This window comes from Dehalogenimonas sp. 4OHTPN (genome assembly GCF_040448695.1).
Taxonomy (GTDB): Bacteria; Chloroflexota; Dehalococcoidia; order Dehalococcoidales; family Dehalococcoidaceae; genus Dehalogenimonas.
This window is the reverse complement of record NZ_CP159307.1, coordinates 446,668-472,498: the sequence shown is the minus strand read 5'-3', so window position 1 is coordinate 472,498 and position 25,831 is coordinate 446,668. Positions and strand designations below refer to the sequence as shown.

Here is a 25,831-nt window from a genome sequence, read left to right as displayed (position 1 = left end):
TCTAAGCCACCCCTGCCGGCTTTTTCGCAAGGGATTCGAGGCCTTCGATGATTCTGGTGGTCACCTGGCGGATCGAGGCCAGATTTCGCTCAAGGACCTTCTTATCCTGTGCCCAGATGGCGACGTAGGGGAAAGATCTGGTTCCGGTATCGAAGCCGAAGTGAGCACCGACGGCAAAGGCGACGCTCTCAGCGATAGTTTCGGCGTCGCGCCTCGGGATGTGGAAGACTCCCTCCGAATAGTAGTGGGCTACCTCGTGGATCAGCGTCTTCAGCTGCTGGGCTCGCGATTCCTCGGGCCTGACCCAGATTTCCTTGCCGGAGAAGAAACCCTTTATGGCCGGATCCTCGTACGGTCGTGTGTTGAAACCAACGGTTACGCCCTCACCAATTACAAGATGAACGATGCCATCGAAAAGCCCCTCGTTGGCTTCGCCGGTAAGCACAGGCACCTCGAATTCGGGCAGCGGTTTGCCCTCGGTCTGACTGAGATCGAAGACATAGACGACCTTGAAGTAGATCGGCCGCATAAATTCCTGTTTCTCCTCTTCCTCGTCGTCTTTCTTACACTCGAGTTCATCAACCGGTTCGGCTTTCAAAGATGACTTTGGTGGCAGGCACGGCGCCAAGATGGCAATGCCCTTCTCGCCCTTCTTGACCCACCGGCCGAGGTCCTTCCAGGTGTTGAATCCGGCCACCCGGGTGGCGCTCGGATTCTGGGACGCAATGAGAATGAGATTGCCGATAGAATAGTCGTGGAATTTCGACATGGTGAGCAGGAAGTTCCGGAAATGACTACTGGACTGGATGGTATCGACGCCATCCTTGAGCTTTTTCAAGACCTCATCAATGCGGCGTTCTTTGGCCTCGGGTTCAATGGAAAAGCTGTAATCCGGCACCGGAGCACCGACCCAGCTCATCAGGTCGTAGCTTCGAGGGGTGACGATCTCGCACTTGGTCGGCAGGCTCCCGGCCGCAGATTGCAGGACGGAACCGGATGAGCCGATAACTGAATCGGTGAAATGGCGGGACAAGCCGATCAGAAATACCCCGGCCGCCAGAGACCCGCCAAGCAAAGCAACCGTGCTTGGCCAATCCGGAGTTGCCGGCGGTGATTCCTGGAGCGGAAGCCAGCTTACCGAGGCCTCGTCGCCAACCTCGTTTCCCGCCAGCTCGCCGGCATTCAACTCAATAAAGTAACGGACTGGCGAAGTCGAACTAACCAGGTAGCCAGGCGAGACGTCACGATAGATCTCTTTTATGGTGAAGTCCCCGGAGAGAAAGGCGATGTCCAGCGGGAAAAGCATCGGCGCCGTCGTCACCTCGATAGCCCGGGAAGTCCCCAGGTCAAAGAGCATTCCGGTCCCAACCGCTAGCCCGGGTAGCCCGCCCAGTCCCTGGGTCAATTCCCAGGGGGTGGCCGCCACGGCGGCGATCCACTCCCTGTCCTTGATGGTTATCTTTACCTGACCGCTCACCCGCGCCTCCCGGGGATCCGCTTGATACCGTTTCGCTTGCTCTCAAGCCCCATCTGCCGGCTTTCGAAGTCTGTATCTCCGATATCCGATCCGCCGAACATGGCCTGATCGAAATTACGGTGCCAACGGGCTGAGGCCTTGAAGTCAGTCTTCTCCTCGAACTTCTCACCGCGGCTTTTTCTCGGCCTCATACCAGGCGGCGCGATCGCCGACATGCCTTCGAGATAGACCTCGCTTGTCGTGTCCTCGCGGTAGTTTACGGGAGCGTTCACCCCGAACTCTTCATGATTGGCATATCTGCCCATTTGCTTCTCCTCCTTGCCAGAGTTTCCGATACCATTCCTTCTGCTCTTCACCCGAGACCTTGCGGTACTTCATCGTGGTGACGATGCTTCGGTGGCCGAGGTGCTCCTGCAGCAGCCGAAGCCCGTCGCCGGAGTCGTCCGCCTTGACCGCATTAACGGCGAAGGCGTCCCGTAGCCGGTGGGGAGAGACGTTGTGGGTCTTCCCACTTTCGGCGTTAACCAGTCGGGGAAGACGGGCGCGCTCGGCGCACTCTTTCACGATCTGCCAGGCGCGGTTGCGCCGGAGATCAAACAGATGCTTTTCGCCGTTCCTCTCTACAGCGCCGCCGCGGCCGATGTACTCCCCGAGCATTGATAAGGTCGTTTCATCCACCGGGATCGTCCGGTAACGGTGATGCTCTTTCTCCTGGGCGACCGCCTTCTCGACCCCTTGCCCGCAGCCCGGACAAAACCTGTGGCCTTTACCCAGGCGCGAGCCGCAGCCCGGGCAAGATAGATGAACCCGAGACTTCAGGTGCTCGATGGTCACCGTGCCGCGTCTAATGTCGATGTCCTTGAGCCGAAGGGCGAGGGCTTCGGATACCCGGCAGCCGAGGTGAAACAGGAGCCGGATGAGCAGGCGGTCCCGGAGGTACTGCGCCGCGTCTTCGAGCCTGGCCACGTCGCCTGGTTCCAGGTAAGCCTTGCCCACTAGCCCGACTCCTCACCCAGATTTTGCGTCATGGGCAAGATCATGCCCATCATAAGAAGCATCATGAGCATCGGCATCATCCCGGAGAGCATGTCGCCGCCCGAAGCATTGCCGGCCACAATGATGACGGCGTCCTGTTCGGCTACGGCGCTCGTGTCTTCGATCCAAACGCGAAGGCCGAAGGTGCCGTCGTCGATGCCGCCGCTTGACTTGGGTACCAGCAGGAAGTCGACCGAGCCGGTCCCTTCGGCCGGCGTCGAGCTGGCCGGAAGGGAGAGGTCGGCCTGGCCGACACAGGCGTTCACCAAGTGCTTGCCGAAGAGATTGGTCGAATAAGGACCGGCCAAGAGCTTCACCGTCTTCGTTACGCCGACAACGTACTTGAAGGACACCGTCACCCGGACGGAGTCCCCGGCATTGAAGGTGGTAGGCGCTAGAGCCATCGGCGCAAAGGCGATATCGAGTACCACGACTATCTCCTACACCTTGGCGAAGTCCGAGATCTTGAACTCCGAGATCGTCGGCTGGATGCCGGCGACAAGGAGGGCGTTCTCATATCCGAACAGGTAATTCGTGGTCGCCTGGCCGCCGATGGAGGGCGTGCCGCCGAAGATTTTCACGTAGATGTCGTCCCAGTTGGTGTCGACGTTCGACGGGATGGTGAAGATATAGGAGTTGGTGACGTTGGGATATGACGGCGGCGTGGTCACCTGCGGGATGGAAAACGTCGTCAACTGCACCAGCTTTTCGTCGAAGCCGAACATCCCGTTCGTGCCGATGCAGTAGTAGCCGGTGACGCCGGAGATTGCCGGTCCGGTGTACTTGAATGAAATGGACACCATCAGCCGGTCGCCGGGGGCGACGGCCACCTGCTTCGGCGCCGGATTCATGTAGCCGAGGGGGATGTAGACGCCGCCCGCGGCGGTGAAGAACTTGCCGGCCACCGGATCGAAAAAGACGCGTTGGCCGGTCGCCGGATCGACATACCAGCCGGGCAATGTCGGGTCTTCGGCAAGGGCAACTGCGCCTTCTCCCTGAGCGGTAAAGGGCTTCAGTTCGAGTTCCAGTTTCTTGAGAGCCATGTGTTCCTCCTATGTTTTGGCAAAATCGGCGATGCGAAAGTCCGAGATATTTGGGGATTCGACCGAAGCGAGACTCGCCGTCTTTGTCATCTCGTCGTCGGCATACCACACTCCGTCGGCGCCGTACCAGAAGCTTTTAGCGCGAACAGTTACCTTCTGTCCGGGCATGTAAAAATAGCCGGAAAACGGCCAGGTAACCCCTGCATCGACGTTGGCCCAGTCCACCGGGATAACGGCGCCCGGGTAAGGCGGAGAGCCGTATTCCAGCGTCGCCGCCACTTTGATGGCGATCGGCGCTGAATAGGTATTCTTCACCCGAATGGTAAGATCCACCCGGCTGCCTGAAGAGGCCTCGGGCGGCGCATCGATGGAGATGATATCTGCGTACTGCGCCATCTAGATCTCCTCAACATCTTCCGGAGGTTTTTGCGTCACAGGGAAACTGCCGTTGCCGAAGTTGCCGGAGAGCCTGTTGCCGATGACGTCGACCCCGGCGCCGCCCAGGAAGGCATAAAAGAGTGCGGCTATGTCGACCGGACCGGCAAGGCTTGAGCCAAGAGCCAACACCACCCCGGCGATCAGTGACCGGACGATAGAGCCGCCGAACTTCCGCAGGTCGAAGGCCTCTTTGCTTTCAAGCCAGCCGAGGGCCGCGGCGACAATACCTCCGAAGAGGGCTGCCAATGCGATAAACAGTCTCTCCATGGCCATCAGTCCTTCTTTCGGTTAATGCAGATGAACTTGCCCCAGATAACGCCGCCCATGGCGATGAGGCAGCTGCCGCTGGTGGTGACCACCAGGCCGAAATCGACAGAACTTGCCAGCTCGATGCCGATGCCGACGCCAGTGGCGCCGATGCCCACAAGCTCAATGACGATGGCTGCAATCATTCCTTTGTTCATCTATATCGCTCCCATTACGCCGGCCATCATCATCACGGCCGTCATCATTTGAACCATTTCCGTTGTCTGGGCATTGGGTGAAGCGTTACTCATCACCTGGCCGAGCATGGCGCCCATGGCCGGCAGTCCGAAGCCGTAGGCATTGTCCTTGCCCAGTGGCGCATCTTGGGGCTTGGTCGAAAAGTAAGGCGCGACCTCCCTGGCCGCCGTCCAGCGGTACTGCCAACCCTCGCCATAAGCCCTGCGGCCGCTTTCCCAGAGAAGACCGGTGAGGCCTGCAAGCATCGGCGCGGCAAAGCTCGTTCCCGACTTCACCAGGAAGTCCTCGTCGTTTTTATCGGAGGCCATCTCGAGGTTGGTGCCCCAGATGACGAAATCCGGCTTGGTCTCGCCCTGGACGGTCGGGCCGCGCGAGGACCTCTCCCAGACAAGAAGCTCGCCGAACGTTTCCACCGCCCCTACGGCGATGACCTCCGGTTCACAGGCAGGAAGCATCACTGTTGTCATCTTGGGGCCGGTGTTGCCGGCCGCGGCGACGACATCGAGTCCGTATTCGACGCTTGCCATGCGGCAGGCAACCCGGACCGGGTTGTCGGGATCTCCGTCATCCTCACCGCCGAGGGAGAGGTTTATCACATTGGGATAGAGGTCGTCGGTCGGTAAAAGCCCGGAGGTTCTTGCCTGCTCGGCCAGGTCGCACACCCGGTCGATGCCCAGAACAATGGCTTCGTCCGAGGCGATGCCCTCGTCACCGATGACCTTGATGTTCATGATGACGGCGCCGGGTGAGACACCGGCGTTTTCACCCAGTGCGTGCATTCCACCGGCGATGGTGAAGGCCACCTGGGTGCCATGGCCGAAGACATCGGCAGCGGTCGGCGACTCGGTGAAGTTGGCCTCATAGACCACCTTGCCCTGAAGCGACCGGTGGGTCTTACGGACGCCGCTATCGATCACCGCCACAGTCAGGCCGGTGCCGGTGATCGGCGGAGCGAAATAGCTCCGCAGAAAATAGAAGACATCCGAGATGCTCTCGGCCGACGGTGCCTGGGCGGTCATCTGACTGGTGCCGTACTCCTTGAGGGGCTTAAGCACCAGACCCGGGACCGCGGCCAATTTCCCGGCCTGGGCTTGGTCCAGTTCACAGAAGACCTGGCCGATGACCTCCGCCTTTTTCAGGTTCCGGGCGCCGATCTTTTTTGCTTCGACCTCGATATCGGTCAGGCTTTTACCTTTTGGAATGATGGCGTAGCGCATTTCATCTCCTTATGCCGGATAGGCCAGCTGGATGGTGTAGGTCACTTTGAGCTGGCCGGTGTTGGGCACGGTGACGGTTGATGCCAGGAGGTCGCGGGAAAACATGATGGTGCCTGTCCCGGCCGAAGTGAACTTGACCTTGCCGTACAGGGCGACCTCGTTCACTCCGATGTCCGCGCCGGAGTTGTTGTTGATATAACGGATTAAAGTGTCGGTGAAGGTTTTGGTGGGAGCGTCATACGTAATCGAGTGGAGGTCCGATTGGGCATAGTCCATCTGGCCCGCTCCCGAGCCATTGCCGATCGGAGCTCCCAATACGTATCCGTCGAACGATTCGGGAAAGTTATTGGTGCCGACGATGATGCCTTTGTCCGTTGCGCCGGCCGTGGCCAGAAACCCGGTATTGGTTGAGCGGTCGTTTACGTTAACGCCTTCATCCAAACCGGCGACCTGGTTAAGAGCCCAGCCGGAGCTATTGGGGTAGATGTTGCCGTTCGTCCACTTGAGGGATATGGCGCCGGCTTCGAATAAATTGGTTCCAGTTAGGCCGTAGGCAGCCATCTGGGAAAACAGGAAGTTGTAGGCGTTGCGGTTCCAAGAGTGACTCCGCTGCTTGTGAGCATGGATGGTTTTGCCATCACGGTCCAGGACCTCCATTTCAAGGAAGGTCTTGAAAACGGGCAACTTTAGTTCGGTGCCCAGCTTTTCGAAACGGCGATACTTGGTTTCCAGCTTTGGGTCTTCAATGTAGAATCGTTCGGTCATTTCCATTTCTCTCCTAAACAAGTTGTGCTGTCACACCGATGCCCGGCGCCGGGATTGTTAGCGTCATAGATCTGCTTTGAGCCAAATCGACATTGGCTTCGCTCGATACCGTGATAACCGGCGCCGCAACAGAAAGCGCCTTCCCGGCTGTAAAGGCACCGCCTGAATGATCTTCGGCGGCCACAATGACCATGGACGGTCTCGGGATGACGAGTAGCGGCGGATCGGCAACCCGGTTGACCGCGCCGGTCATGTAGGCGATGAGTTCCTGGATATCCAGCCAGCCCGGCCGCCCTCCGCCCTGGTTAAGCGCCTTGAGGACGTTGTAGCCGGTGCCGTACTGGATGGGCAGCCGTTCGAAGACGGCCTGGCCGCGGTAGATGATGTCGCCCGGCTGCATAAGCGAGTCGATCCCGCCCAGGTTGCGGATGAGCTTGCCGCCCCAGTCTTTGTCGGCATCGATCTCGATTTCCGAGAGCTTGGATACTCCCGATTTTGCTCTTACGAAAAGGCTCACCTACATCGCCTCCAGCAGAAAGTCGTAATCGACCGCCTTGCCGTTGTCGGCCGGGTCGTTGCTCTGGACCGTTACCCTGAGTGTGTCGTGGATCGCCCAACTTCCGTTCACCACCGGCAGGCCCGGCCCGTCGGCGGCGGCATCGAAAGACTGCTCGTACACTCTTCGCTCGGCGCCGTTTATCTTCTTGTACAGCCGGACTGTTACCTGGGTCCCGGTGAGGTTCTGGATGCCGAGCGAAAGGTCGTGCAGCTTGTATTTCGCGCCAGGCCCACCCACGACGATCAGGTTGCTTTCAGAGGCTTGCCAGTCGGCAACGGCGAAACCTATGTAAGGCACCTCACCGGACAGCTTGTCGGTCTGGTTTCTCACCGCCTCCAGCCTCGCCTCGAGGCTGACGATGGCCGCCTCGATAGCCTTCAGAGAGACCTTTGTTTTGCTGCCCTCGATGTAGAACTCGCCCGGCATCAGCTTCCCCTCCCTGGCGGCAGCTGTTTCACCGGCTCTTTTCCCGGTTCTAGCCGTTTGGTTTCATCCTTTTTGTGCTTCATCGCCGATGCCACCATACCCAGAATCAAAACGGGCAATATCATGCCCATCATTTGGCTCAAGTCGAAGCCCGAAGAGCCGGTGTTCACCGGCGCTCCCGGCCAAGCAGGCGGAAGGGGCGAACTGCTAGTCGCTACCAGCACGGTGGCCACCGAATCGATGACCTCGCCGGAATCTTTCTCGTGTAGAAGCAGCGTAAGAACCGCGTTGGTCTCGGAAAAACGTAAAGCGCCTTTAAGCCTGGCGACATCCCCCGGTTCGACCGTGAACCAGGTATAACCGAAGACCGGCAGGGCCTCTTCGCTGATCTGAGTCGTGTCCCGCGACAGCCTGGCTAAGAGGGCATACTCTTTGTCGACGTCCGTGGGATTGGCCACATAGACGGAAAGGCCGAGGTCGTAGCCCGGGCTGTAATAAAGCCATGGCGGCAAATCCCAGAAGACGTCGCCTAGCATTCCGCCCATAACCGATGACGCCTGGCTCACAGCGGAAACTCCACGTCCTCGCCCTTCAGGGCTTTTCTCACCGTGGACAGAGCCCAGGCGCCCAGGGCGATCATCATGGCGACACCTATGACGGCCGAAAACGCCGCCTGCCAGAACATCGGTTGATAGTTGTTGTACTCTGTGGGATAGCTGGTCACGATTTAGCCTCGGGTAGTTTCTTGGTCTTAGCGGGCGCCGTAAGCGGCTTCATCACCTGCATCAAGATGAACATGACCAGAAGCATCATGCCCATGTTGATGAGGCTTGAAATGAGGTTTTTCACGTCCTCCGGGATGAGCCACCAGATGACCGTACCAACTAGCGGCGGCAGGGCGATGAAGCCGATAATGCCGGCGATAACCGGCAGCCAGGCCATACCCTTCTGCCAGGCCAGATAGACGGCAGGTTTATCGGGATCGGCATGGACGATAAAGCTGTAGCCGGGCCAGTGCTCGACGCCGGCATCGGTAAAAGCCTGCTCGATCTGCGCCAAAGTCTCGGCCGAGGGGAATGCCTCGAAATCGAGCCGGGCTAAGAAAAGAGCGCCTTCGTCTGATCTCTCTTCGAGCGAGGCGAAGGCGCCCAATCCTTCAATGCTGCCGGCAATTCCCAGAGGTATCGCCCGGTAGCCCGGCGGCACCATCGCATAGGGCATGGGAAGCCTCCCTACGCTTAGACTAGCCGCCTGGCCTTGCGGCCGAATGGACTGAGGATCACCTTGCGGGCGGCGGTGGTACCGCCGGCGGCAGTCACCGTGGCGACCACCGTCAGTTTGTCGCCGCCGACAAGCCGGAGATCAGCCCCTAACTGGCCGGCTTCGGCCAGGTCGTAGGCTTCGTCATTTCCGGCTGCCTGGTCGGTGGCCAGGTACTTCTTGTCGATGGCGTCCGTCTTCGGGAACTTCGAGACGCGGATGTTGCCGGATACTTCGGCCTCGGTGACGAGGTTTAGGCGGTTCAGGAACCAGACCTCGCCGGCCGGTACTTCCAGTTCGACGGTCTTGACCGTGTCCTGGGCGGATGCGTCGGGTACCGTCACCTCGACCTTGTCGCGTTCGTCGATCCTGTCCTCGGTGTGGATGGCCTCGGCGTTAAGCAGGGCTTCCCGGAGGACCTGGAGCGGCAGACCCATCCAGGCGCCGGACTCGTTGTCGTAGACGCCGAGCAGGGCGAGGGACTGCCCCAGGGGAGGCACCCAGCCCTTGGGAGGCCGCGCCCCGGGGTAGCCCGGGTACTGCTGCGGGATATTCTCTTTCGTCATGAATTTCGTTCCTCCTGTCTTGCGGGCTCGCCTAGGACTTTGAAGTGATGCCCTTCATCATCGGCATCAGGATGGCCATCATCATCACCATCATGATCATCGGCATCATCGCCGAGAACATGCCGGTCATGTCGGTGGTCTGAAGTGGATAGTAGCCGCCGACGGTGCCGTACTGGTACTGCTGCGGCCGGACCTGCTGGGTGTTGAACTGCTGGGCGGGATACATTTCTTAGCTACCTCCTGTAGTCACTTTCGTTTTGGTTCAGTCCTTGGACGTGACGCCCTTCATCATGGGCATGATGATAGCCATCATCATCACCATCATGATCATGGGCATCATGGCGGAAAACATCCCCGAGAAGGGATCGGTGGTCTGGGACGGGTAGTAGGCCGAAGGTCCGGCCACCTGCATCGGACCCGCCTGGCCTGGCGCGAACGGCCCGCTCACTTGCTGTGCGTTGTACATCGTTTTTCTCCTTATAACCCTCGATCGATTCTTACGCGCTAGCCCGGCGTCGCCTCCCCTCGGGCTTTCACCCTCACCGCCGCCGCGACGGCGGTAAGGGATCTAAAACAAGCTTCCAGGGGAGGGCGCCAGGCGAAGGTGGCGCTATTCGAACATGGCGCGCTTGTAGCCGCTAACCATGACCGGACCCTTGCCGTCGACGCCGTCGCGATAGTGGCTTACCCGGCCCTCTTTGACCTTCAGGCCGGACGGCGCGATGCCGTTCATGCCGGTGCGGAAGGCTTCGGGGGTGGCTTTCTCCTGATAGGCGACGGGGACATTCTTTTCCAGGTCGTTCCAGCTGGCGTACTTACCCATACGGGCACCTCCTTGTTAGTCTCGGTCCGTTCGCGGCCGGGACAGTATTTGGGGTGCACCCTGGCCGGAAAGGCAAAGGGGTCAGCCTGAACCTTGCCGATCCAGAGTGCTGACCCCTTATCGAAGCCTATGAGCTGCCGTGAAAAACAACGAGCCTCGTGAGCCGGGTTTTTCCGGCAAGCTCACGAGGCTTACGTTTTTAGATTATACAGGCTGTATTCGGACTGTCAATAGAGTGAGGGTATTTTAGCTTTGGATACTATATCGCAAGTCGATTTTTTAATGAGCCTTTCTCTTATCAACCGAGAATCAAAGTCACACTTGTTTGAATCCAGAAGGCCGAAGGCAAGGACATGAAGGATAGCCATTTGACTTTCCAAATAATTCTCAGGCTCTGGTAGGCATTATTGTATTCATAGGGGTTGACCAAACCAAAGCTAAAAAAGGCATCTCTGTGTGAATTCGTATTTCAAACCACAGCCTTCGTTCTATCATGCCAGGTCTGAAATCTATTGATGATACCGCTCGGGATCCCTTTAGAGCACACCACAGGCAACCCCAACTGGTTTTTTATTTTATCTACCAATTCTGTTTGGCTTACGTCATATATTTGTGTTTCGTATATCATTGTATACCCTCCTTTGATACGTACTTGATTAATATACGATTTCGGTGAATTCCTTAATATAAATAATGGTTTTATCCCAAAGAATCCGCACATTCTGATCTTAACATCAAGTTCGTCCTTGTCTATGTAACCTAGTGTGTTTTTGATTTCGCATCCGTAATTCATGCCATCTTTCGAAAATACAAAGTCGAGGTCGTGACCGGTTTCTTCCCACTTCTTTCCATCAAATTCTTTGACCTTCATTCCGATAGGCAAGAATCCATTCAACGATAGCGCTTTGAGGAATAGATCTTCCGCAATTCTACCGCAACTTTTGGTAATGTGATCTTGAGAGTATTCGTTTATTAACGATTCAATATTATTTATTTGCCTCATTGGGTACCTATGGGAACGATGCATGAAATATCTCGTCGTTCTCCCTGATACTCCTGACACTCTCTGTTCCTTTAAGTAACCAATTTTTATGAGACCGACCAAAGCATTATTTGTGACCCAGTGAAAATAATCCTTTTCAAACATTAGTTGGAGTTGACGCAAGTAATATACGCCGGATCTATCGCCATCGAATAAGTTCCTAATTCTCTTCTGAGCCTCGACGAAGTACCCGTCCGGAGGAGGGGGTGCTTCCTCGTATCCCTCTGGAGCCTCGTAATAGTCAAAGTCTTCGAGCGTCAAAAACCAGCCCCACTGTCAGTGTTACGCAATCCTAGGGTCATTTCATTTTCGGGTATTTTACTGACTAAGCTCAGACTTGTGCAACACTATTTGCCTATGGGTTGGCTTTTGTCCATAATTGGGCAAGTCGATTGTGGCGCGCGTGAAAAATGTTTCCCTGGCGCAAGTCGCCTCATTTTAACAAATTCTAAAGGAAAGGGGGTTGCAGGATCATGAGAATTGTTTTTCACTTATTTGAACAAGAAGAAGGTGCGTCTGAACCAAGGGAATTTCAGAAAGCGACTATCGCTTTCAATACAGCGATCGAAATGTGGAAGTTGGCGAGCGAACAAATATATCATAGATTCGCAGCTATGCTTACCGGCAACAGTATAATTCTTGCTGTTATTGGATTAGTTATCACTGATAGAGTTCATATCGATTCATGGTTTATATATATTTTAATCGCCGCAGGGATTGCTTTGTGTTTGGTTTGGATATACTTCATGTCCCATGGAGTCAGAGTAGAGAATCGTTATAGGCAGATCGCTGAACGGCTTCAGAGAAATGTAATACCTCAAAACGAAAATGTTCTTATCACAACAGACGACCCAAAAGCGGGCGGATTTTTAGAAGCAGTTACTTTGGTTGTATATATATTCGTGATTATTTATGTAGCTGTGTTAGCCTGCTGGAATTTGGGAGTAATAAAACCATGAGAGTTACCAAGTATTTGTCGCTTCTAATACTAAGGCCAATAATAGGATAGAACCGGCCATCTGACTTCTGTGAAACAGAGGGTAGTAAAATCAGAGTTTAGCGTCACTGCTTTGAGCCTGAAGGGTTCGTGTGGTCGTCAAAGAGCGCCGGAGTGTTCACAGCGTCACGTTCTTTTTAACTCGCACTTCATTGGCGGTGAGCCAACAACTACACGAACAGTGGATTCAACCCCGTTAATTGGCTTATTTTACCTCGAACATCGCCTGATTCCATTTCCGCCATTTTTTATCCTGGGACTCGGCGTAACGCTTCACGGCCTTTGTCGCCCACTCCTTCTGTCTATCCGCCAGCACGCCTTTAGTTTGGGATTGAGAAGCCACCGGAGGAGACGTCTCCACCGGTGGTCTTCGCATCTCGTAATCAGCCCTCAGGAGCGCAGCGAAAGCAAGCAAGGTGAAGTAGTTATTCCACATTGATGATCTTGCCCTTGATGCCGAACATCGTGGAAAAACCCCAGGCCAACTGCTCGCAGAGCTTGTCCACCGGCTCACCTAGGTCGAGTTTCTCGCTTTGGTCCAGAAGATAGAACCTGACCTCGAGCCGGCCTTCCTTCCGGCGCTTGGTGATCTCCATGCCCATATGCCGCCCGACCTCCTGGGCCTGCTCCATTTGCTGCCGGTTGATGCCGGCCATTCCCGGATTAAACATTACGTGCCTCCTTTCTGTTGTTCGGTTTCCCAGCCTTCCGGCACGCCGCCACCGCCCCGGCCCGGGAACATCTGCTGCTCCATCATGCCCCACACCATGTCCATCACCTTGTCGATCCTTTTAGCGTAAGCCTCATCGACCGTCTTCGGCGGCGGTCCTTTGGGCAATTTCTCCTCGATGTAGCCCAAAACACCGCCAACCGCCTCTTGGGCTGCTTCCCTGGCCATTTCCGAACTGGCGCCCCGGGCCCTGGCCGCGGCGGCATCGAGCTCTTCGCGAGAGGCGTTCAGCATCCGAAGAAGCGGCTCGAAACGTTTGGCCTCGGCTTCGGCCTGCGTCTTTTGGATCTGGGCGAGCTCCATCACAAGCAGCATCGACGACCGGAGCTTCATCATGCCCCGGAGTTCGCACTCCTCTTCGTAGCTGTCGCCCATGTAACGACGCAGGACCGCCTCCGGGGAGATGACCTCGCTCTGTTTGTACGTCGCCGGCAGGGCACTTGATTGGGCGTCGGCCGCCGGGATCATCTTGGCCAGTTCCTGCCGAACCGTTCTTTCTTTGAAATGAAGGTCTTTGGTGAGTTGCTCGAAGCTGTAACCCTGGCCCAGGTACTCCCGGATCTCGGCGGCGATGCTTTCTTCATCGACCTTTACTTCCACCTGTTCGGCGGTCTGGTCTTCGCTCATGGGCTGTTCATCCTTATTCACCGGGTGGGCGCCCGACGTATGACCGCCGAGGGCCTTAATCGATTTGAATTTTCTGTTGCAGATCTTGCATGTGTACACTTCCTGCCTCCTGTGACCGGTGCCGCGCCGGGTAAAAGGTTAATAAAACATCCTGTGGAACGTACAGGCCGTGACTACAGTGTAGATACCCGCTGTAAATACCCGCCTGTAGATACCCGAAATTGCCCTCATGTCCCGGACTCTTCGCCCCCGGGGGTCACCCCCTCCCCATCGTCCGGCGAGTCGTCCAGAACTCATTTTGTTCCTCCTTCTAAAAGTAACTCGATTGCCTTTTCTACGCCGAGTTGAGGGGCGAGGCGCGCCACCCTGATGGCGTCGCGGACATTCTGGGTGAGGCCGTCCAGGCGGCAGGCGATCTCTCCGGCAAGCTCGGGGCTTAAGCCTTCGCATCGCACCAGCACGCCCTTCACCACAGTGAGATACTCCGCCCGGCCGTAAGGAAAGAGTTGCCGGATGGCGAACCGCGACCTCAGCTCCGGCGACAGTTTTTCGCAGCGGTTCGATGCGGCGATCACTCGAATGGGATTACTCAGGTTGAGCTCGCGGCCTCTTTTAGCCCGAACGAGCCGCCCGCCCTCCATCATGGTTAGAAGGGCCGCGGTGTCGGCGGCGTTCATCTTGTCGATCTCGTCGATAAGAAGAATCCCCGGCTCCCGCTCGGCCACCAGGTCCCATAGCCCGGCCTTCGATGTCGCCGACCCCACCAGCCAGATGGCTTTCTCGCCGCCAGCCCTTTCGATGTCCCACAGAAAGAGCGTCTTGGCCAGCGCCGGCGGACCGGTCAGAAGGACGTGCACCGGCTTTTCGGCCAGGAGCGACGCCCTCAGAAGCTCTTTTACGCCGTCATGGCCGATGATGTCCCCGAAAAGAGAATCGGCCCCGGCTAGTTTTGGCTCCTGGTGCGCCTGGGGCGGCGCGTTTTCGGCTGAAAGAAGGCTTTTGCCCACTTCGCTCAACCGGTAGCCGGTATGGGAGTTGGAGCGGAAGACGTTTTCGAGGTAACCGTCCTTGAAAAGCCGGGAGAGCGTCGCCGGCCAGATGCGGACCTGCCGCCAGCCCCAGCCGATGCGGTAGTCCTTGTCCATGTCGACCGATTCTTCAAACCGTGCGATCTCCGAAAGAAGCTCCAGGGCGTTGTCGTCCTTCATCGCTACCACCCCCTTTCTTTGGAAACTTTCTTGAAAGCCTCGGTGACAAGCTGGGTCAGGTACTCGGTACCCTTGATGCCGGCGGTGTCGGGATGGACCTTTCGGAGGAGGTCCAGGTAACGCCGCCGCACCTGTTCTTGCGGCATGGACCGGTCGCAACCGAGGATGCGGTAGGGGTCAAAAGCCGGCTGAGGGGACGCCATAACTCTTTCAGCCGCCGAAATGTCCATGCCGAGCCTCTGGGCGAAACCGATGATGACGGCCGGGTCCGCAGCATTGGTAAAGAGGTCAGCCATGAAGGACTGAAGCTCGTATGCCAGTTCCCGCTGCATCCGTTTGATCCGGTTGAAACGCTCTTCCATGATTACCACCAGAAATGTCCGCATAAGATGCCCAGGAAGAAGCCGAAGAGGATCTGCCACCAGTATTTGCCGCCGACTCTGGCGAGAAGTAATCCCAGCCCGAGGAAGATGAGCATGAAGACGAGCGGCGATTTCTTCTGGTCGTCGCGGATGATCTCAGTCCACGGCCTGCCGCCGACCCGGCGCCACAGGCTTTCATAAAGCCTTCCCAGAAAATCGATCACTTCTTGCCTCCTTTCGGTTTCAGCCAGCCACGGTCCTCCTGGGGAATGGTTGGGGTCAGATTGTCGCAGTCAGGGCAGGCCTGGCAGATGTCGAGCACCAGGGGTTCGCCGCGGGCGAGGCGTTTTAAATCCAGGCTGCCGGTTCCCGCCTTGAAGGACAGCGGGTAGCCTCTGCGGCAATAAATGCGAGCCCCCAGCACCCGGGCATGGTTGCAGTCGTAAAGCGATCGCCTTTTCTTCATTTCACCCTCACCGAAGACTCTTCTTGATTATCATCAGTATCGAAATTAATCCCTCTTATCCCCGCCCAAACCGTCCGAACCGTCCGCACTGTCCGCCTCACGATTGGGCTTAGCTTTGGAGCTTGGCGGACGGTTTGTAGGGCGTTCAGCCAAACCGTCCGCCAAATCAGGGGATTTAGCTTCAGCCGGCGGACGGTTTACTAAACCGTCTTCAAAACCGTCCGCCGAATTTGTATCTAAAGCGGACGGTTCGGACGGAGCGGACGGTTTTTCAGGGGATACGGGGATATCCTGTTTCATGCCGTACATCGAGGCGATCCTTTGAGCCCGCTCAGGCTCCCAGCGGATCAGCCTCTGGCGGCCTTTGCCGACCCGGTCCTTGGCAAACCCGAGCCTCTTGGTCAGATGCCCCACCCGCTCCGCCGTCAGCTCGGACGCCTCTTCGTCGAGCCGGTTAGCCCGCGTGGCGATGCTCCTCGATGTTAGCTCGCCGCCCTCTCCGACAAGCTCGATCATGGCGGCAAGCACCCGTCCGGCGTCGCTCTCCCGGCGCCGGGCATAAAGGGATTCCTGCAGCCGGTGGACGAAGCTGCCGAGGGCCTCCGCCATGGTGTGGTCGCCGTTAAGCATGGCCTTCATGGGAATTAGTATCTCCTGGAGGCGCGGCTGCAGGTTCGGTTCGAGCAGTTCGTTGCCGAAGGTCTTGCCCCTGAGACGGCAAAGATTTTGAAGACGAAAGGTCAAGAGCTTTGAGCGCAGGGTCCCGACCTCTTTGTCGAAATATGCCGGCAGCACCCGGGGGATGTCGTCGCGGGTGAGCGGCATCATCTCGGATGTCAGGCAGCGGCTCTCCAGGGCTTCGTCGCCAAAAGGAAACCTTGTAGAGAGAATCTTGGGCCCGAACACCTGGTAGCCGCGGGGAAACCACTTACCGTTCTCCTTGTCGGCCCGAAGCACCGGCATGCCCGGTCGGTAGCCGTTATTCAGTAGCTTCACCATCTCTGCCCAGGCGGTCGAGTCTTTGAAATCAGCCTCATCCAGGACAAGCGTCCCCCGGAACTGTTCGAGGATGCGGAAGATCGGCGACGGCGTGGTGGCGCCGGAGGCGAACATCGGCCGGAAACAAATGCTGCCGACCACCTGGAGAAAGCGTGTCTTGCCGGTTCCCCAGTCGCCGATCACCCGAAGGTAGGGAATGGAGGGGGCGAACTCATAGACCCAGGAGAGGAGAACGTAGAGCGAGGCGATCTCTTCGAAGTCCGCCGGCAGCTCGAGGTAGTAGTGGATGAAGCGCCTGATCTCGGCGAACAGCCTGGCTTGGGAATCGTATGGCGATGCTCCCGGCGCGAAGTGCACTACATGGCCGACCAGGAGGTCCGATGTTGGCAGGTAGGTCGCCTTAGGCGTTTCGTACACATAAGACTTCTTGACCGTGCCATTCGAAGCGACCATGAAATAACGGTCTTCGTCGTCGACGACCATCTCGCCGATGGTGCCGTCGCGGAGGATAAAGCCGGCGACATACCGCTCCTTGTCCTCTTCATCGAGCCGGAATTCGCCTACCAGCGCCTCGGCGTCAGAAAGGGAGTGCTTCAAGAGATAATCATCGATGCCGGTCTTCGTCTGGCCGTCTAGCTGCGGTAGCTGGACGATCTGGAGATTTGCCCCTTTGCGCCGAAGATGTTCGGCGATGTGCGAAAGCGCCTTCCTAACCGGCTCTTTGATAACGATGTCCGAGTCGAAGGCGAGAAACACCTTCCGGTCTTTGACTGCGATGTGGTCCCAGTCGGCCAGGAAGGTCACGCCACCGAATTCGTTCTTGCCCTTGAAGCCCCAAACTCCGGTCACCGAGACAGCACAAGCGCCGTGTGTTGCCAGGGCGTCGGCTTTCTTGGAGCCCTCGGTGATCCAGAGGGGGACCTTGGGGTTGCCGAGGGACTTCTGACATCGCGGCGGGCAGTCGAGTCGGTTTCCCGAACCGGCCGGCAGTTCGTACTTGACCGTCTTACCCTGGGTGTTGGTGCGAGGGTTATCGGACCGGAACTGGTAGCCGGCCGGCTGCCCATCGACGCCCCATAAGGGAATTAAAAGGCCAGGCACCCGTTGTTGCGTCGAGGCAAAGCCGAACCTTCCCAGCTCGGCTTTGCACACGATGCTCCGGTACTTCCGCTCCCGGATGATGTCGAGGTCGAGGCCGGTTTCTTGCAAAAGATGCTTCAGGTGACTTTCCAGAAGCTCCGGCACGGCCTCGGAGAACACGCCTCCGCTAGCGGCCTTTTCACCGCTCATGTCTTTCATGGCCATGGTTGATTAGCAAGCGGCGTCGCGGTCGACGGCCTTAAGGAAGCGGTTCAGGGCTTCGGCGCTGAATTTCGCCGGCGGCAGCGGCCAGTTGAAGTCGTCCAGGTAGACGCTTATATGGCAGTTCTTCTCGAACCAAGCCTTGAGTTGGTGCTCCCTGATGTCGAGCTGCCAGACCTTGCTCTTGGCCCTGTCCCAGAGTGTGATCAGGTCCTTTTCGGTGAGGCCCTCTTCGAGCTTCACAAAGCCTTTACCAAGAACTTCTTCTGGGAAAAGATCGTCCGGCGCCGCGCTGTCGGGCGGCGGCAGGAGCAGCACCTCACTCGGCGGTAGTTGAGCGAGCTTCTGGATCTCGGCGAGCGTAGAAGGAGAGGTCAAGGATAGAACCCGGACCGATTTCTTCTTGCCCTCGACATCGACCTCTTTCTCGATAAGCCTGAGCGACAGCGGGATCATCGACAGCCGCCCGCAAGCCCTCTTGATCAGGTCGAGACTTGAGTTTACGTTGACGATGGAATGAAACGAGCCGGTGTCGAGCTGGTAGACGCCGATGCCGGGGCAGTCGGGGACAAGGAACTGAAGGTTCATCACCCGCTTACAACGTCCAGTCTCGTAATGGTGGCACGACTTAGGGGCGCAGGCGATCTCCCTGAGCTCGGTCTCAAGGTCCTCATGGGTGGCGATCTGTCCCGTCTTTGTGTTCACCCTGGCCACCGCCGTCTCGCCGTCGCCGCGGCAGATAAGGCCGCGGTAAGCCGAGTAACATCTAAGGTATTGGCCGGCCCACTGGTTAGGGTCTTCGGTCGGCAGCATGACCGAAAGCTCGGTGGGACGTGTACCGAAGACTTTCTTCACCTCGTCCGGGCAGACGAAGTAGTCGGTCGGGACTGGGTAGGAGAACCCTTCACTCGACTCCCTCTGCAGCCCCATCCTGATTTTGCCCAACCTCGGCAGCCTGATTACCCCGGTGACTCCTTTGATTGGCATTTCCTTCTTCCTCCATTTCAATATCCTTTAGTCTCGCAAGATCCAATAGATACAAGCGTGCTATCATGCGGGCGAGTATCCTCAGCCCCCTGTCCATGACTTCTTCGTCAGTCTCGCTCACCAACCCTGTTTCCGAGCTCTCGCCAAGCTCTTTCTTTGGGCCTGGACTGTCCTTGTTCGCCCTGTCCAACCTGATGCGCCTGCTGGTCTCCTCGTTTGGCATCATTAGCCTCCTTCTGTTTTGCGATTCTTATCTGCCTCGCTTCCTCAGCCAACTCTTCCATGTAGGCTTCGGCGATCATCCTGGCGAGCATCTTGAGCCCGTTTTGTGGCGTGTATTCAATCATTTGTTTGCTGTCCGTTTTCTTCGATAGCAAACAGGTCGTCAAAAGAATACCCCTTGAAAAAATCGAGAAGGCGCTCCCTCATGAAGGCTGAGGGCTGCCGCTTGCCGGTGACGATCTGGGAAAGATACGCGCGAGACATTCCGAGTTTGATGGCAAGACGGCGCTGAGACAGGTTTCGCTTGACCAGGGCTACGTCGAACTCCTGTCGCTTGAGCCTCACCTTGACCACTGTATTCTCCCTAGCAAGCGTTTTGTATGCTGTGTAGTATAAACATCGGTCATTAAGTCGTCAAGCGGGAACTGTCGCCATATTGTTTCTATTTGTGTTCTAAATAGTTTGCTAATCTGTACACTGTATGCTATACTCCCGGAGGAGGGTAGAACTATGGCAGAATTCGGGCAGTACCTAAGAAGCCTCAGAAAAGAGAAGGACCTATCGCTCCGGGATGTCCAGGCCCGGTCCGGCGTCTCCGGCTCTTACCTTGCCCAGATCGAGCAGGGGCACAAACACAAGCCCAGCGCCGAGATACTCAAGAAACTCGCCCCCGTCTACGACGTGCCCATACGCGATCTGATGAAGGCCGCCGGGTATCTGGAAGAAGCGGTAGGCGATCTCAGTGAAGAATTGGAGGTGGAGATGGCCTTTCGATATGTCATGAACGATCCTCGTTACAAGTCGGGCACCCGCCTGTCTGGCGAGCTCACTACCGATGTGAAGCGTTTCATCGTCGAGATGTACGAAAAGGCCACCGGCAAGAAGCTGCTTCCCGGAGCGTAAGGGATGAAAATCTCAAGCGATCTCCGCTGCTTCTGCTATCTCTTAGCCAGAAAGTACGGCAATCCGCGGGCTCTTTCCGAAGAGCAAAAGGCCGATGAATTCAGGAGCGTCTATCTTAAAAAATTGCCCTTGAACATGCGGACGCTTAGAGCTGTAGCCTTCGCCTGCGGCATCGACCTGCAAGAAATCGAACGGATGCCGCACAATCTTCGGGGCTACCACGAGGTCATCGGCAGCCGGAAGAACATCTATTTCCGAAAAGACGACACTGTCTCAGGTATTCAGAACACCATTCTTCACGAGATCCGGGAGATGATGGAGACGCTTTTCTCTGAAACCGACTCAAGCTACGAGCCGCTCAGGACAAGCGCCCGACACATGGCGGCGAATTCCTTCGCCACTGCGGTTCTTTTACCCAAAGATGATTTCATGAAGAAGGTTTATGAAACCGGCCTTGATGTCATCGACCTGGCCTCCCTCTACTCCAAGAGCTGCGCCCAGGTGCTGCTTCGGATGGGCGAAGTCCTCCAGGGGAGGCTATTTCTTTATACGGCTCTCTACGAGCCCGCGAACGATCCCGGCGGCTGGTCGGTTTCATACTGGACGGGTTGTTCAAACGAAGAGGAACCCGAAGCCAACGTCTATTCGGCCAATGGCCTTTTTCCCAGAAAAGGCCGCAGCGTCACCGCCGATTCGATTGTTGACTTGGCATTGAAAACCGGGAGGCCCCACTTGGGACGGATCGCGCTTGGCCATGATGAAGACATCGAACTGCTGGCTCTGGCAAGGCCGCTTGTTATCTCGGATGAGCCGGTGAAGGCGGTGCTTACGGCGATACTTCGCACCGACCGGGACAAACTCGAGCCTCAGCTCGACCGCATATGCCCTGTTGAAATAGAAGGGTATCTCGGGAGTTTCTAAATTCAGGAGACGCTGACAATGTTGACCGAAACTAAGAAAGTGGTGGTGTATGCCCGGGTATCTTCGGACCGCCAGGACGTTGACCTGTCCATAACGGCACAATTAAAAGCCCTTCGGGAATATGCCTCCAAGCATGGTTACCCGATCATAAAGGAATTCGTCGATGAGGCCGAGAGCGGCCGCAGCACCGCCCGCCCGGCTTTTCGCGAAATGATCAGCCTTGCCCGGGCCAAACAACATCCTTTCGAAATGATCCTCGTCTGGAAACTCTCGCGGTTCGCCCGGAACCGTGAAGACTCAATTATCTACAAGTCCTTGCTCAGGAAACAGGGCGTACAGGTAGTGTCGATTAACGAACCGATCGAGGACACCCCGACAGGCCGGCTAATGGAAGGTATCATCGAGGTCATAGATGAATTCTATTCCTCAAACCTTGCCCAGGATATTACTCGAGGTCTTCGCGAGAATGCGTCGAGGGGTTTCTACAACTGCAGCCGTTCTCCCTACGGGTATTCCAGGATGAAGGTCCGGGATGGCGATAAAGAGCGCAATACCCTTGTTCCCCATCCTGAGCAAGGTCCAATCGTGCAAAGGATATTCAGCGACATCTCCAACGGGAAAGGGCTCAAAGAAATCGCCAAAGCACTCAACAGCGAAGGACTATCAGCTCCTTGCGGCGGCAAGTGGGGCAAACAGCGTCTGCACAAAATACTCACTAACGAAGCCTACGTCGGCAGACTCATCTGGGGCAAGTTCCACAAAGGCAAAAACAACCTGCCGCCTGTCATCAAGGATGATGCGTGGCCGGCGATTATCGAGAAAACCCACTTCGAAAAAGTCCAGATGATTCTAGCCTCAAGGGCGCCGAAGGTCACCCACCCCAGAGTTACGGGCAGCACCTACTTGCTGAGTGGAATGATCAAATGTCAGAAGTGCGGCGCCGCCTACATCGGATACGGCGCCAAGTCCGGCCAATTTCATTATTACGTCTGCGGCACGACCTACAGCAAGGGCAAAGAAACCTGCCAGAGCCAGCATTTGCCCAAAGAGAAAGTGGAGAGCTTCATCGTTTCCAAGGTCAAAAAATTCGTTCTTTCTGACGAGAATCTTCTGGAACTGATCAAGCAATCAAATCTCGAGTTTGGAAAGGCCAGCCAGAAGCACACCGAGAAAATGGAAGCCCTCGACCGGGAGATTGAGGAATGGCGGCAGCGCTTGGACCGGCTCTACGAGTTCGTTGAGACACGGGCGATCGATCCCGGCCGAATGGCAGAGCGCATTGCCGAACTTCAGGACCGAATCAAGGAATTGAAACAGACCAAGCTGGACATGGAGGAGAATTATACGTTACAGCGGGCAAAGCTCCTTGACCCGCAAAAGGTGCTCTCCTACGTGGCCCAATTGCGCGAGTTTCTGGATACCAGGGGTATCATCGAACGGAAGGCTATACTCAGGTCGTTTGTTGAAAACATCAAGGTCGAAGATGATAAAATAACGGTGGAGTACACGATCCCCTTCCCACCGGATAACGTGAAGAGGGAGACGGTCTCGGTTCTCGATATCGTCTCTTCAGCTCCATTTTCATTTTTCCAACATCATTTACCCGGGGTTGGTGGTATGATTTCACTATGAGGTATGTCGCCCTGCTCCGCGGCATCAACGTCGGCGGTAAAAATATCGTACCTATGGCCGGCCTGAGAACAAGCCTGAAAGAAATGGGGCTTTCTAACGTTTCTACCTACATTGCCAGCGGTAATGTGATTCTTGAATCCGACAAGTCTGCGGATGAAATAAAAGTTCAGCTTGAAAAAGGGCTGCCCGAACGATTCGAACTCGATGACGCCCTCGTCAAAGTCCTGGTACTGACCCGACCCCAACTCCAGGCCATCGTTGATAATAAACCTGGAGGCTTCGGTGAGCAGCCTGAAAAATACCACAGCGATGTTCTCTTTTTAATGGGCATCGATTCGGCCTCGGTTATGCCCCTGTTCAATCCTCGAGAGGGAGTCGACAAAGTCTGGCCGGGTGATGGCGTGATCTACTCCCAGCGCCTGAGCTCTCAACGAACTAAAAGCCGGCTTAGTGCCATCATGGCGTCACCGACATACAAATCCATGACCATCCGGAACTGGAACACCACGACGAAGTTGCTGGAATTACTTAATTAGGTTATAAGACCACATCAAACTGGGATATCAAAATGATAGACGGATTCCTTGATCCCTAGCGATTCGTAGAGTTTGATCGCGGGGATATCGCCTCGGTCAGCCTGAACAAATATCACCCAGGCTCCCCGGTCTTTGGCTATGGATTTCAATTCTTTTATCAGGTTGGTAGCTACGCCTTTCCTGCGGTACTCCGAACACACAGCCAGGTCATAAATATAGATTTCACTCCGCTCCTGCTCAGATTTGGTCAGTTCGTAGGCGGTCAATCCGCCGATGACCCGGCCGTCATCGAAAGCCACCACTGCGATAAAGCACTCTTTTGCCAAGAGCGTCTTCAAGTACTCATCACTCGGGATCGCCCCGAGATAGGTTTCCGCCTCATCAAATGCCTCGGCAAAAACCCGGTTCAACCCTGTTAGCAGCCCAATCTCAGCGGGTGAAATTTGTTTGATAATCATGTCAGCAGAAAAGAGCTATCCGGAGTTCCATATCCGTGATATCACTGAAAGAACGCCGCATATCTAACCGGCGTAAATAGAAATGCCTGCCGGGCGGAGCAACCCGCCCGGCAGGCATGAAGATGTTAGAGATTAAACAGCAGCTTCGCGTAAGTGGGCATCGGCCAGAAGTCCGCGTCCACCATCGTCTCCAGGAAATCGGCGTCCTTGCGCAGTTCGCCCATAGCTTTGAACACCAGGTCGCGGTACGCCTCGGCTTGAGCCAGGGTGTCGCCGTGAAGTCCGGCGGCCGTCTTCAGCGCCTCTTCAAGTTTGGAGAGGTTAGTGCTGAACGACCGGAGAGTCTGGCTCACCTGGACAAACAGGGCGTTTTCGACCTCGGCGTTGCCTTCGATGGCGGTTACGGCGCTGATCGAAGCCGCCAATTCCGCCCGGTAGGCAATAACGGCGGGTAATATCAGGCGCCTGGCCATCTCCACCATCGTCTGGCCTTCGATGTTGATCGTCTTGATGTAGATTTCATATTGAATTTCGGTGCGCGACTCCAGTTCCACCCGCGACAGAACGCCGTGCTTTTCCATCAGGGCGATGTTTTTATCGGCCTTGATGGCGGCGATAGCGTCCACGGTGTTGGCGATATTGGGCAGGCCGCGCTTCTTGGCTTCGGTCACCCACTCCGCCGCGTAGTTATTGCCGTTGAAGATGATCCGCTTATGCTTGCGGACGACGTCCAGGATGATCTGGGCGCTTTCCTTAGTGGCGTCGGCGGCCTTTTCCAGCCGGTCGGCGAACTGGCTCAGGCTCTCGGCGACGATGGTGTTAAGGACAAAGTTTGCCTGGGCAATCGACTGCATAGAACCGACCATACGGAACTCGAACTTGTTGCCGGTGAAGGCGAACGGCGAGGTGCGGTTGCGGTCGGTGGTGTCTTTGGCCAGGGCCGGCAAGGACGTCGCGCCCAGATGCATCATGCCGCCGGCTTTGCTCCGCCTGGCGCCTCCGGCCTCGATCTGGGCCAGGATATCGGTCAATTGAGCGCCGAGGAACATGGATATTATGGCCGGTGGGGCTTCGTTGGCGCCAAGCCGGTGGTCGTTGCCCGGGCTGGCGGCCGCTACCCGCAGCAGGTCTGCGTAGTCGTCGACAGCCTGGATGACGGCGGAGAGGAAGACCAGGAACTGCAGGTTCTCATGCGGGTCCTTGCCGGGATCGAGCAGGTTCTGGCCGTCGTTGGTGGACATGGACCAGTTGTTGTGTTTACCGCTGCCGTTAATGCCCGCAAACGGTTTCTCATGGAGCAGGCAAACCAGCCCATGCCGCAGGGCCACCTTTTTCATCGTCTCCATGGTCAACTGGTTGTGATCGGTGGCGATATTGGTGGTTGAAAAGATCGGCGCCAGTTCGTGCTGCGCCGGCGCTACCTCATTGTGCTTGGTCTTGGCGGCGACGCCCAGTTTCCACAGTTCGACGTCCAGGTCCGACATGAACGCCGAAATCCTGTCCTTGAGCTGCCCGAAGTAATGGTCTTCGAGCTCCTGTCCCTTCGGCGGCTTGGCGCCGAACAGGGTGCGGCCGGTCAGGATCAGGTCCTCGCGCTGGTCGAACACCTTTTTATCGATTAGGAAGTATTCCTGCTCCGGGCCGACAGTGGTGGTGACCCGTTTGGTGGTGGTGTTGCCCAGGGCCCGCAGCACCCGCAGCGCCTGGCGGTTGAGGGCGTCCATGGAACGCAAGAGCGGCGTCTTTTTATCCAGCGCCTCCCCGGTGTAGGACGCAAAAGCGGTGGGAATGTACAGAGTGCCGTCCTTGACGAAGGCTGGAGAGGTGTAGTCCCAGGCGGTGTAGCCCCGGGCTTCGAAGGTGGCGCGCAGTCCTCCGGAAGGGAAGGACGAAGCGTCAGGTTCACCCTTAACCAGTTCTTTGCCGGAAAACTCCAGGATGACCCGGCCGTCGGCGGTGGGCGAAATGAACGAGTCATGCTTTTCGGCGGTGATGCTGGTCAGCGGCTGGAACCAGTGGGTGAAGTGGGTGGCGCCCTTGCCGATTGCCCAGTCTTTCATCACCGAAGCAACCACCTCCGCCACCTGGCCGTCCAGGGGCAAGCCTTCCTCGATAGTCTGCCTGAAAGACTTATAGATTTCTTTCGGCAGTGTCCGGCGCATCACCGTGTCGTTGAACACGTTGCTGCCGTAAATATCTGCCAGCGGGACGATTTCCTGACACTCCGAAGGGCACATTACTGACTCTCCTTTAACCATCATTTATTTCCGGGATTGCCTCGATGAACGTCCAGTAAAACAGTTTATTATTTTAGCGCATTGACAGG

Annotated in this window: 38 protein-coding genes; 5 read left to right on the top strand and 33 right to left on the bottom strand. The window is 56.6% G+C overall.

Annotation, left to right across the window (positions count from 1 at the left end; translation table 11 throughout):
- Nucleotide 1: 1 nt before the first annotated feature.
- The 20 genes from ABV300_RS02575 to ABV300_RS02480 all read right to left on the bottom strand — a co-directional run bounded on the left by ABV300_RS02575 (nt 2) and on the right by ABV300_RS02480 (nt 11,416).
- Nucleotides 2–1,477 carry an ArdC-like ssDNA-binding domain-containing protein gene (locus ABV300_RS02575; protein WP_353714988.1) on the bottom strand — a complete coding sequence of 492 codons (1,476 nt, stop codon included), beginning with the start codon at nt 1,475–1,477 and terminating at the stop codon, nt 2–4.
- The gene (locus ABV300_RS02570) at nt 1,474–1,782 is read right to left on the bottom strand and encodes a hypothetical protein (RefSeq protein WP_353714987.1); all 309 of its coding nucleotides are present in this window, start codon (nt 1,780–1,782) and stop codon (nt 1,474–1,476) included. The genes ABV300_RS02575 and ABV300_RS02570 overlap by 4 nt, the downstream gene beginning before the upstream one ends.
- Nucleotides 1,760–2,473: a tyrosine-type recombinase/integrase gene (locus ABV300_RS02565; RefSeq protein WP_353714986.1), complete on the bottom strand. Its 714-nt coding sequence runs from the start codon at nt 2,471–2,473 to the stop codon at nt 1,760–1,762. The genes ABV300_RS02570 and ABV300_RS02565 overlap by 23 nt, the downstream gene beginning before the upstream one ends.
- Nucleotides 2,473–2,943, bottom strand: a complete 471-nt coding sequence (locus ABV300_RS02560) for a hypothetical protein (protein WP_353714985.1) — start codon at nt 2,941–2,943, stop codon at nt 2,473–2,475. Before ABV300_RS02560 ends, ABV300_RS02565 begins: the two co-directional genes overlap by 1 nt.
- Nucleotides 2,944–2,952: 9 nt before the next feature.
- Entirely contained in the window at nt 2,953–3,555 is a 603-nt protein-coding gene (locus tag ABV300_RS02555; RefSeq protein WP_353714984.1) for a hypothetical protein, read from the bottom strand.
- A gap of 9 nt (nt 3,556–3,564) precedes the next feature.
- Nucleotides 3,565–3,951: a hypothetical protein gene (locus tag ABV300_RS02550; RefSeq protein ID WP_353714983.1), complete on the bottom strand. Its 387-nt coding sequence runs from the start codon at nt 3,949–3,951 to the stop codon at nt 3,565–3,567.
- On the bottom strand, nt 3,952–4,266 hold the full coding sequence (locus ABV300_RS02545; protein ID WP_353714982.1) for a hypothetical protein: 315 nt from the start codon (nt 4,264–4,266) through the stop codon (nt 3,952–3,954).
- Nucleotides 4,266–4,457 carry a hypothetical protein gene (locus tag ABV300_RS02540; RefSeq protein WP_058438681.1) on the bottom strand — a complete coding sequence of 64 codons (192 nt, stop codon included), beginning with the start codon at nt 4,455–4,457 and terminating at the stop codon, nt 4,266–4,268. The genes ABV300_RS02545 and ABV300_RS02540 overlap by 1 nt, the downstream gene beginning before the upstream one ends.
- Nucleotides 4,458–5,714 carry a S8 family serine peptidase gene (locus ABV300_RS02535; protein ID WP_353714981.1) on the bottom strand — a complete coding sequence of 419 codons (1,257 nt, stop codon included), beginning with the start codon at nt 5,712–5,714 and terminating at the stop codon, nt 4,458–4,460.
- 9 nt (nt 5,715–5,723) lie between these two features.
- Nucleotides 5,724–6,485 carry a hypothetical protein gene (locus ABV300_RS02530; RefSeq protein WP_353714980.1) on the bottom strand — a complete coding sequence of 254 codons (762 nt, stop codon included), beginning with the start codon at nt 6,483–6,485 and terminating at the stop codon, nt 5,724–5,726.
- Nucleotides 6,486–6,492: 7 nt separating this feature from the next.
- Nucleotides 6,493–6,996, bottom strand: coding sequence for a hypothetical protein (locus ABV300_RS02525; RefSeq protein ID WP_353714979.1), 504 nt, complete (start codon nt 6,994–6,996; stop codon nt 6,493–6,495).
- Nucleotides 6,997–7,464, bottom strand: a complete 468-nt coding sequence (locus ABV300_RS02520; RefSeq protein WP_353714978.1) for a hypothetical protein — start codon at nt 7,462–7,464, stop codon at nt 6,997–6,999.
- Entirely contained in the window at nt 7,464–8,009 is a 546-nt protein-coding gene (locus ABV300_RS02515) for a hypothetical protein (RefSeq protein WP_353714977.1), read from the bottom strand. Before ABV300_RS02515 ends, ABV300_RS02520 begins: the two co-directional genes overlap by 1 nt.
- Before the next feature lie 17 nt (nt 8,010–8,026).
- The gene (locus ABV300_RS02510; RefSeq protein WP_353714975.1) at nt 8,027–8,188 is read right to left on the bottom strand and encodes a cytosine permease; all 162 of its coding nucleotides are present in this window, start codon (nt 8,186–8,188) and stop codon (nt 8,027–8,029) included.
- A complete protein-coding gene (locus ABV300_RS02505; protein WP_353714974.1) occupies nt 8,185–8,685 on the bottom strand; it encodes a hypothetical protein in 501 nt (166 codons plus the stop codon). The genes ABV300_RS02510 and ABV300_RS02505 overlap by 4 nt, the downstream gene beginning before the upstream one ends.
- A gap of 17 nt (nt 8,686–8,702) precedes the next feature.
- Nucleotides 8,703–9,290: a hypothetical protein gene (locus ABV300_RS02500; protein ID WP_353714973.1), complete on the bottom strand. Its 588-nt coding sequence runs from the start codon at nt 9,288–9,290 to the stop codon at nt 8,703–8,705.
- Nucleotides 9,291–9,321: 31 nt separating this feature from the next.
- Nucleotides 9,322–9,516 carry a cell division protein FtsH gene (locus ABV300_RS02495; protein ID WP_353714972.1) on the bottom strand — a complete coding sequence of 65 codons (195 nt, stop codon included), beginning with the start codon at nt 9,514–9,516 and terminating at the stop codon, nt 9,322–9,324.
- A gap of 36 nt (nt 9,517–9,552) precedes the next feature.
- Nucleotides 9,553–9,756, bottom strand: coding sequence for a cell division protein FtsH (locus ABV300_RS02490; protein WP_353714971.1), 204 nt, complete (start codon nt 9,754–9,756; stop codon nt 9,553–9,555).
- Between the two features lie 144 nt (nt 9,757–9,900).
- Entirely contained in the window at nt 9,901–10,113 is a 213-nt protein-coding gene (locus ABV300_RS02485; RefSeq protein ID WP_058438714.1) for a hypothetical protein, read from the bottom strand.
- 469 nt (nt 10,114–10,582) lie between these two features.
- Nucleotides 10,583–11,416 carry a hypothetical protein gene (locus ABV300_RS02480; protein WP_353714970.1) on the bottom strand — a complete coding sequence of 278 codons (834 nt, stop codon included), beginning with the start codon at nt 11,414–11,416 and terminating at the stop codon, nt 10,583–10,585.
- A 212-nt stretch (nt 11,417–11,628) separates the two neighbouring features.
- Between ABV300_RS02480 and ABV300_RS02475 the strand changes: the two genes are divergently transcribed.
- Nucleotides 11,629–12,114, top strand: coding sequence for a hypothetical protein (locus ABV300_RS02475; RefSeq protein ID WP_353714969.1), 486 nt, complete (start codon nt 11,629–11,631; stop codon nt 12,112–12,114).
- 243 nt (nt 12,115–12,357) lie between these two features.
- Here the strand turns inward: ABV300_RS02475 and ABV300_RS02470 are convergent, their stop codons facing one another.
- From ABV300_RS02470 to ABV300_RS02420, 11 genes are all read right to left on the bottom strand, one after another.
- Nucleotides 12,358–12,588 carry a hypothetical protein gene (locus ABV300_RS02470; protein ID WP_353714968.1) on the bottom strand — a complete coding sequence of 77 codons (231 nt, stop codon included), beginning with the start codon at nt 12,586–12,588 and terminating at the stop codon, nt 12,358–12,360.
- Nucleotides 12,578–12,823 (bottom strand): hypothetical protein, encoded by a 246-nt coding sequence (locus tag ABV300_RS02465; RefSeq protein WP_353714967.1) that lies wholly within the window; start codon nt 12,821–12,823, stop codon nt 12,578–12,580. The genes ABV300_RS02470 and ABV300_RS02465 overlap by 11 nt, the downstream gene beginning before the upstream one ends.
- On the bottom strand, nt 12,823–13,608 hold the full coding sequence (locus tag ABV300_RS02460; protein WP_353714966.1) for a C2H2-type zinc finger protein: 786 nt from the start codon (nt 13,606–13,608) through the stop codon (nt 12,823–12,825). Before ABV300_RS02460 ends, ABV300_RS02465 begins: the two co-directional genes overlap by 1 nt.
- Nucleotides 13,609–13,802: 194 nt before the next feature.
- Nucleotides 13,803–14,717, bottom strand: a complete 915-nt coding sequence (locus tag ABV300_RS02455; RefSeq protein WP_353714965.1) for an ATP-binding protein — start codon at nt 14,715–14,717, stop codon at nt 13,803–13,805.
- Between the two features lie 2 nt (nt 14,718–14,719).
- Nucleotides 14,720–15,103: a J domain-containing protein gene (locus ABV300_RS02450; protein WP_353714964.1), complete on the bottom strand. Its 384-nt coding sequence runs from the start codon at nt 15,101–15,103 to the stop codon at nt 14,720–14,722.
- Complete coding sequence (locus ABV300_RS02445) at nt 15,082–15,303, bottom strand: hypothetical protein (protein WP_353714963.1); 222 nt, start codon at nt 15,301–15,303, stop codon at nt 15,082–15,084. Before ABV300_RS02445 ends, ABV300_RS02450 begins: the two co-directional genes overlap by 22 nt.
- Nucleotides 15,300–15,545 (bottom strand): hypothetical protein, encoded by a 246-nt coding sequence (locus ABV300_RS02440; RefSeq protein WP_353714962.1) that lies wholly within the window; start codon nt 15,543–15,545, stop codon nt 15,300–15,302. Before ABV300_RS02440 ends, ABV300_RS02445 begins: the two co-directional genes overlap by 4 nt.
- Nucleotides 15,546–15,590: 45 nt before the next feature.
- Nucleotides 15,591–17,834: a DUF3854 domain-containing protein gene (locus tag ABV300_RS02435; protein WP_353714961.1), complete on the bottom strand. Its 2,244-nt coding sequence runs from the start codon at nt 17,832–17,834 to the stop codon at nt 15,591–15,593.
- Between the two features lie 21 nt (nt 17,835–17,855).
- The gene (locus ABV300_RS02430) at nt 17,856–18,833 is read right to left on the bottom strand and encodes a hypothetical protein (RefSeq protein WP_353714960.1); all 978 of its coding nucleotides are present in this window, start codon (nt 18,831–18,833) and stop codon (nt 17,856–17,858) included.
- A 107-nt stretch (nt 18,834–18,940) separates the two neighbouring features.
- Entirely contained in the window at nt 18,941–19,180 is a 240-nt protein-coding gene (locus ABV300_RS02425; RefSeq protein WP_353714959.1) for a hypothetical protein, read from the bottom strand.
- A complete protein-coding gene (locus ABV300_RS02420; RefSeq protein WP_353714958.1) occupies nt 19,173–19,409 on the bottom strand; it encodes a helix-turn-helix transcriptional regulator in 237 nt (78 codons plus the stop codon). Before ABV300_RS02420 ends, ABV300_RS02425 begins: the two co-directional genes overlap by 8 nt.
- 156 nt (nt 19,410–19,565) lie before the next feature.
- Here ABV300_RS02420 and ABV300_RS02415 point away from each other — a divergent pair, with 156 nt between their 5' ends.
- From ABV300_RS02415 to ABV300_RS02400, 4 genes are read left to right on the top strand one after another with little or no spacing between them, the layout of a single operon-like run.
- The gene (locus ABV300_RS02415; RefSeq protein WP_353714957.1) at nt 19,566–19,958 is read left to right on the top strand and encodes a helix-turn-helix transcriptional regulator; all 393 of its coding nucleotides are present in this window, start codon (nt 19,566–19,568) and stop codon (nt 19,956–19,958) included.
- Between the two features lie 3 nt (nt 19,959–19,961).
- On the top strand, nt 19,962–20,879 hold the full coding sequence (locus ABV300_RS02410; RefSeq protein WP_353714956.1) for a hypothetical protein: 918 nt from the start codon (nt 19,962–19,964) through the stop codon (nt 20,877–20,879).
- An 18-nt stretch (nt 20,880–20,897) separates the two neighbouring features.
- Nucleotides 20,898–22,511: a recombinase family protein gene (locus ABV300_RS02405; RefSeq protein ID WP_353714955.1), complete on the top strand. Its 1,614-nt coding sequence runs from the start codon at nt 20,898–20,900 to the stop codon at nt 22,509–22,511.
- Nucleotides 22,508–23,047 carry a DUF1697 domain-containing protein gene (locus tag ABV300_RS02400; RefSeq protein WP_353714954.1) on the top strand — a complete coding sequence of 180 codons (540 nt, stop codon included), beginning with the start codon at nt 22,508–22,510 and terminating at the stop codon, nt 23,045–23,047. The genes ABV300_RS02405 and ABV300_RS02400 overlap by 4 nt, the downstream gene beginning before the upstream one ends.
- 14 nt (nt 23,048–23,061) lie before the next feature.
- Here the strand turns inward: ABV300_RS02400 and ABV300_RS02395 are convergent, their stop codons facing one another.
- Together ABV300_RS02395 and ABV300_RS02390 are read right to left on the bottom strand one after the other, a co-directional pair.
- Entirely contained in the window at nt 23,062–23,505 is a 444-nt protein-coding gene (locus ABV300_RS02395; protein ID WP_353714953.1) for an AAC(3)-I family aminoglycoside N-acetyltransferase, read from the bottom strand.
- Nucleotides 23,506–23,630: 125 nt separating this feature from the next.
- Entirely contained in the window at nt 23,631–25,742 is a 2,112-nt protein-coding gene (locus tag ABV300_RS02390; protein ID WP_353714952.1) for a glutamine synthetase III, read from the bottom strand.
- Nucleotides 25,743–25,831: the final 89 nt, after the last annotated feature.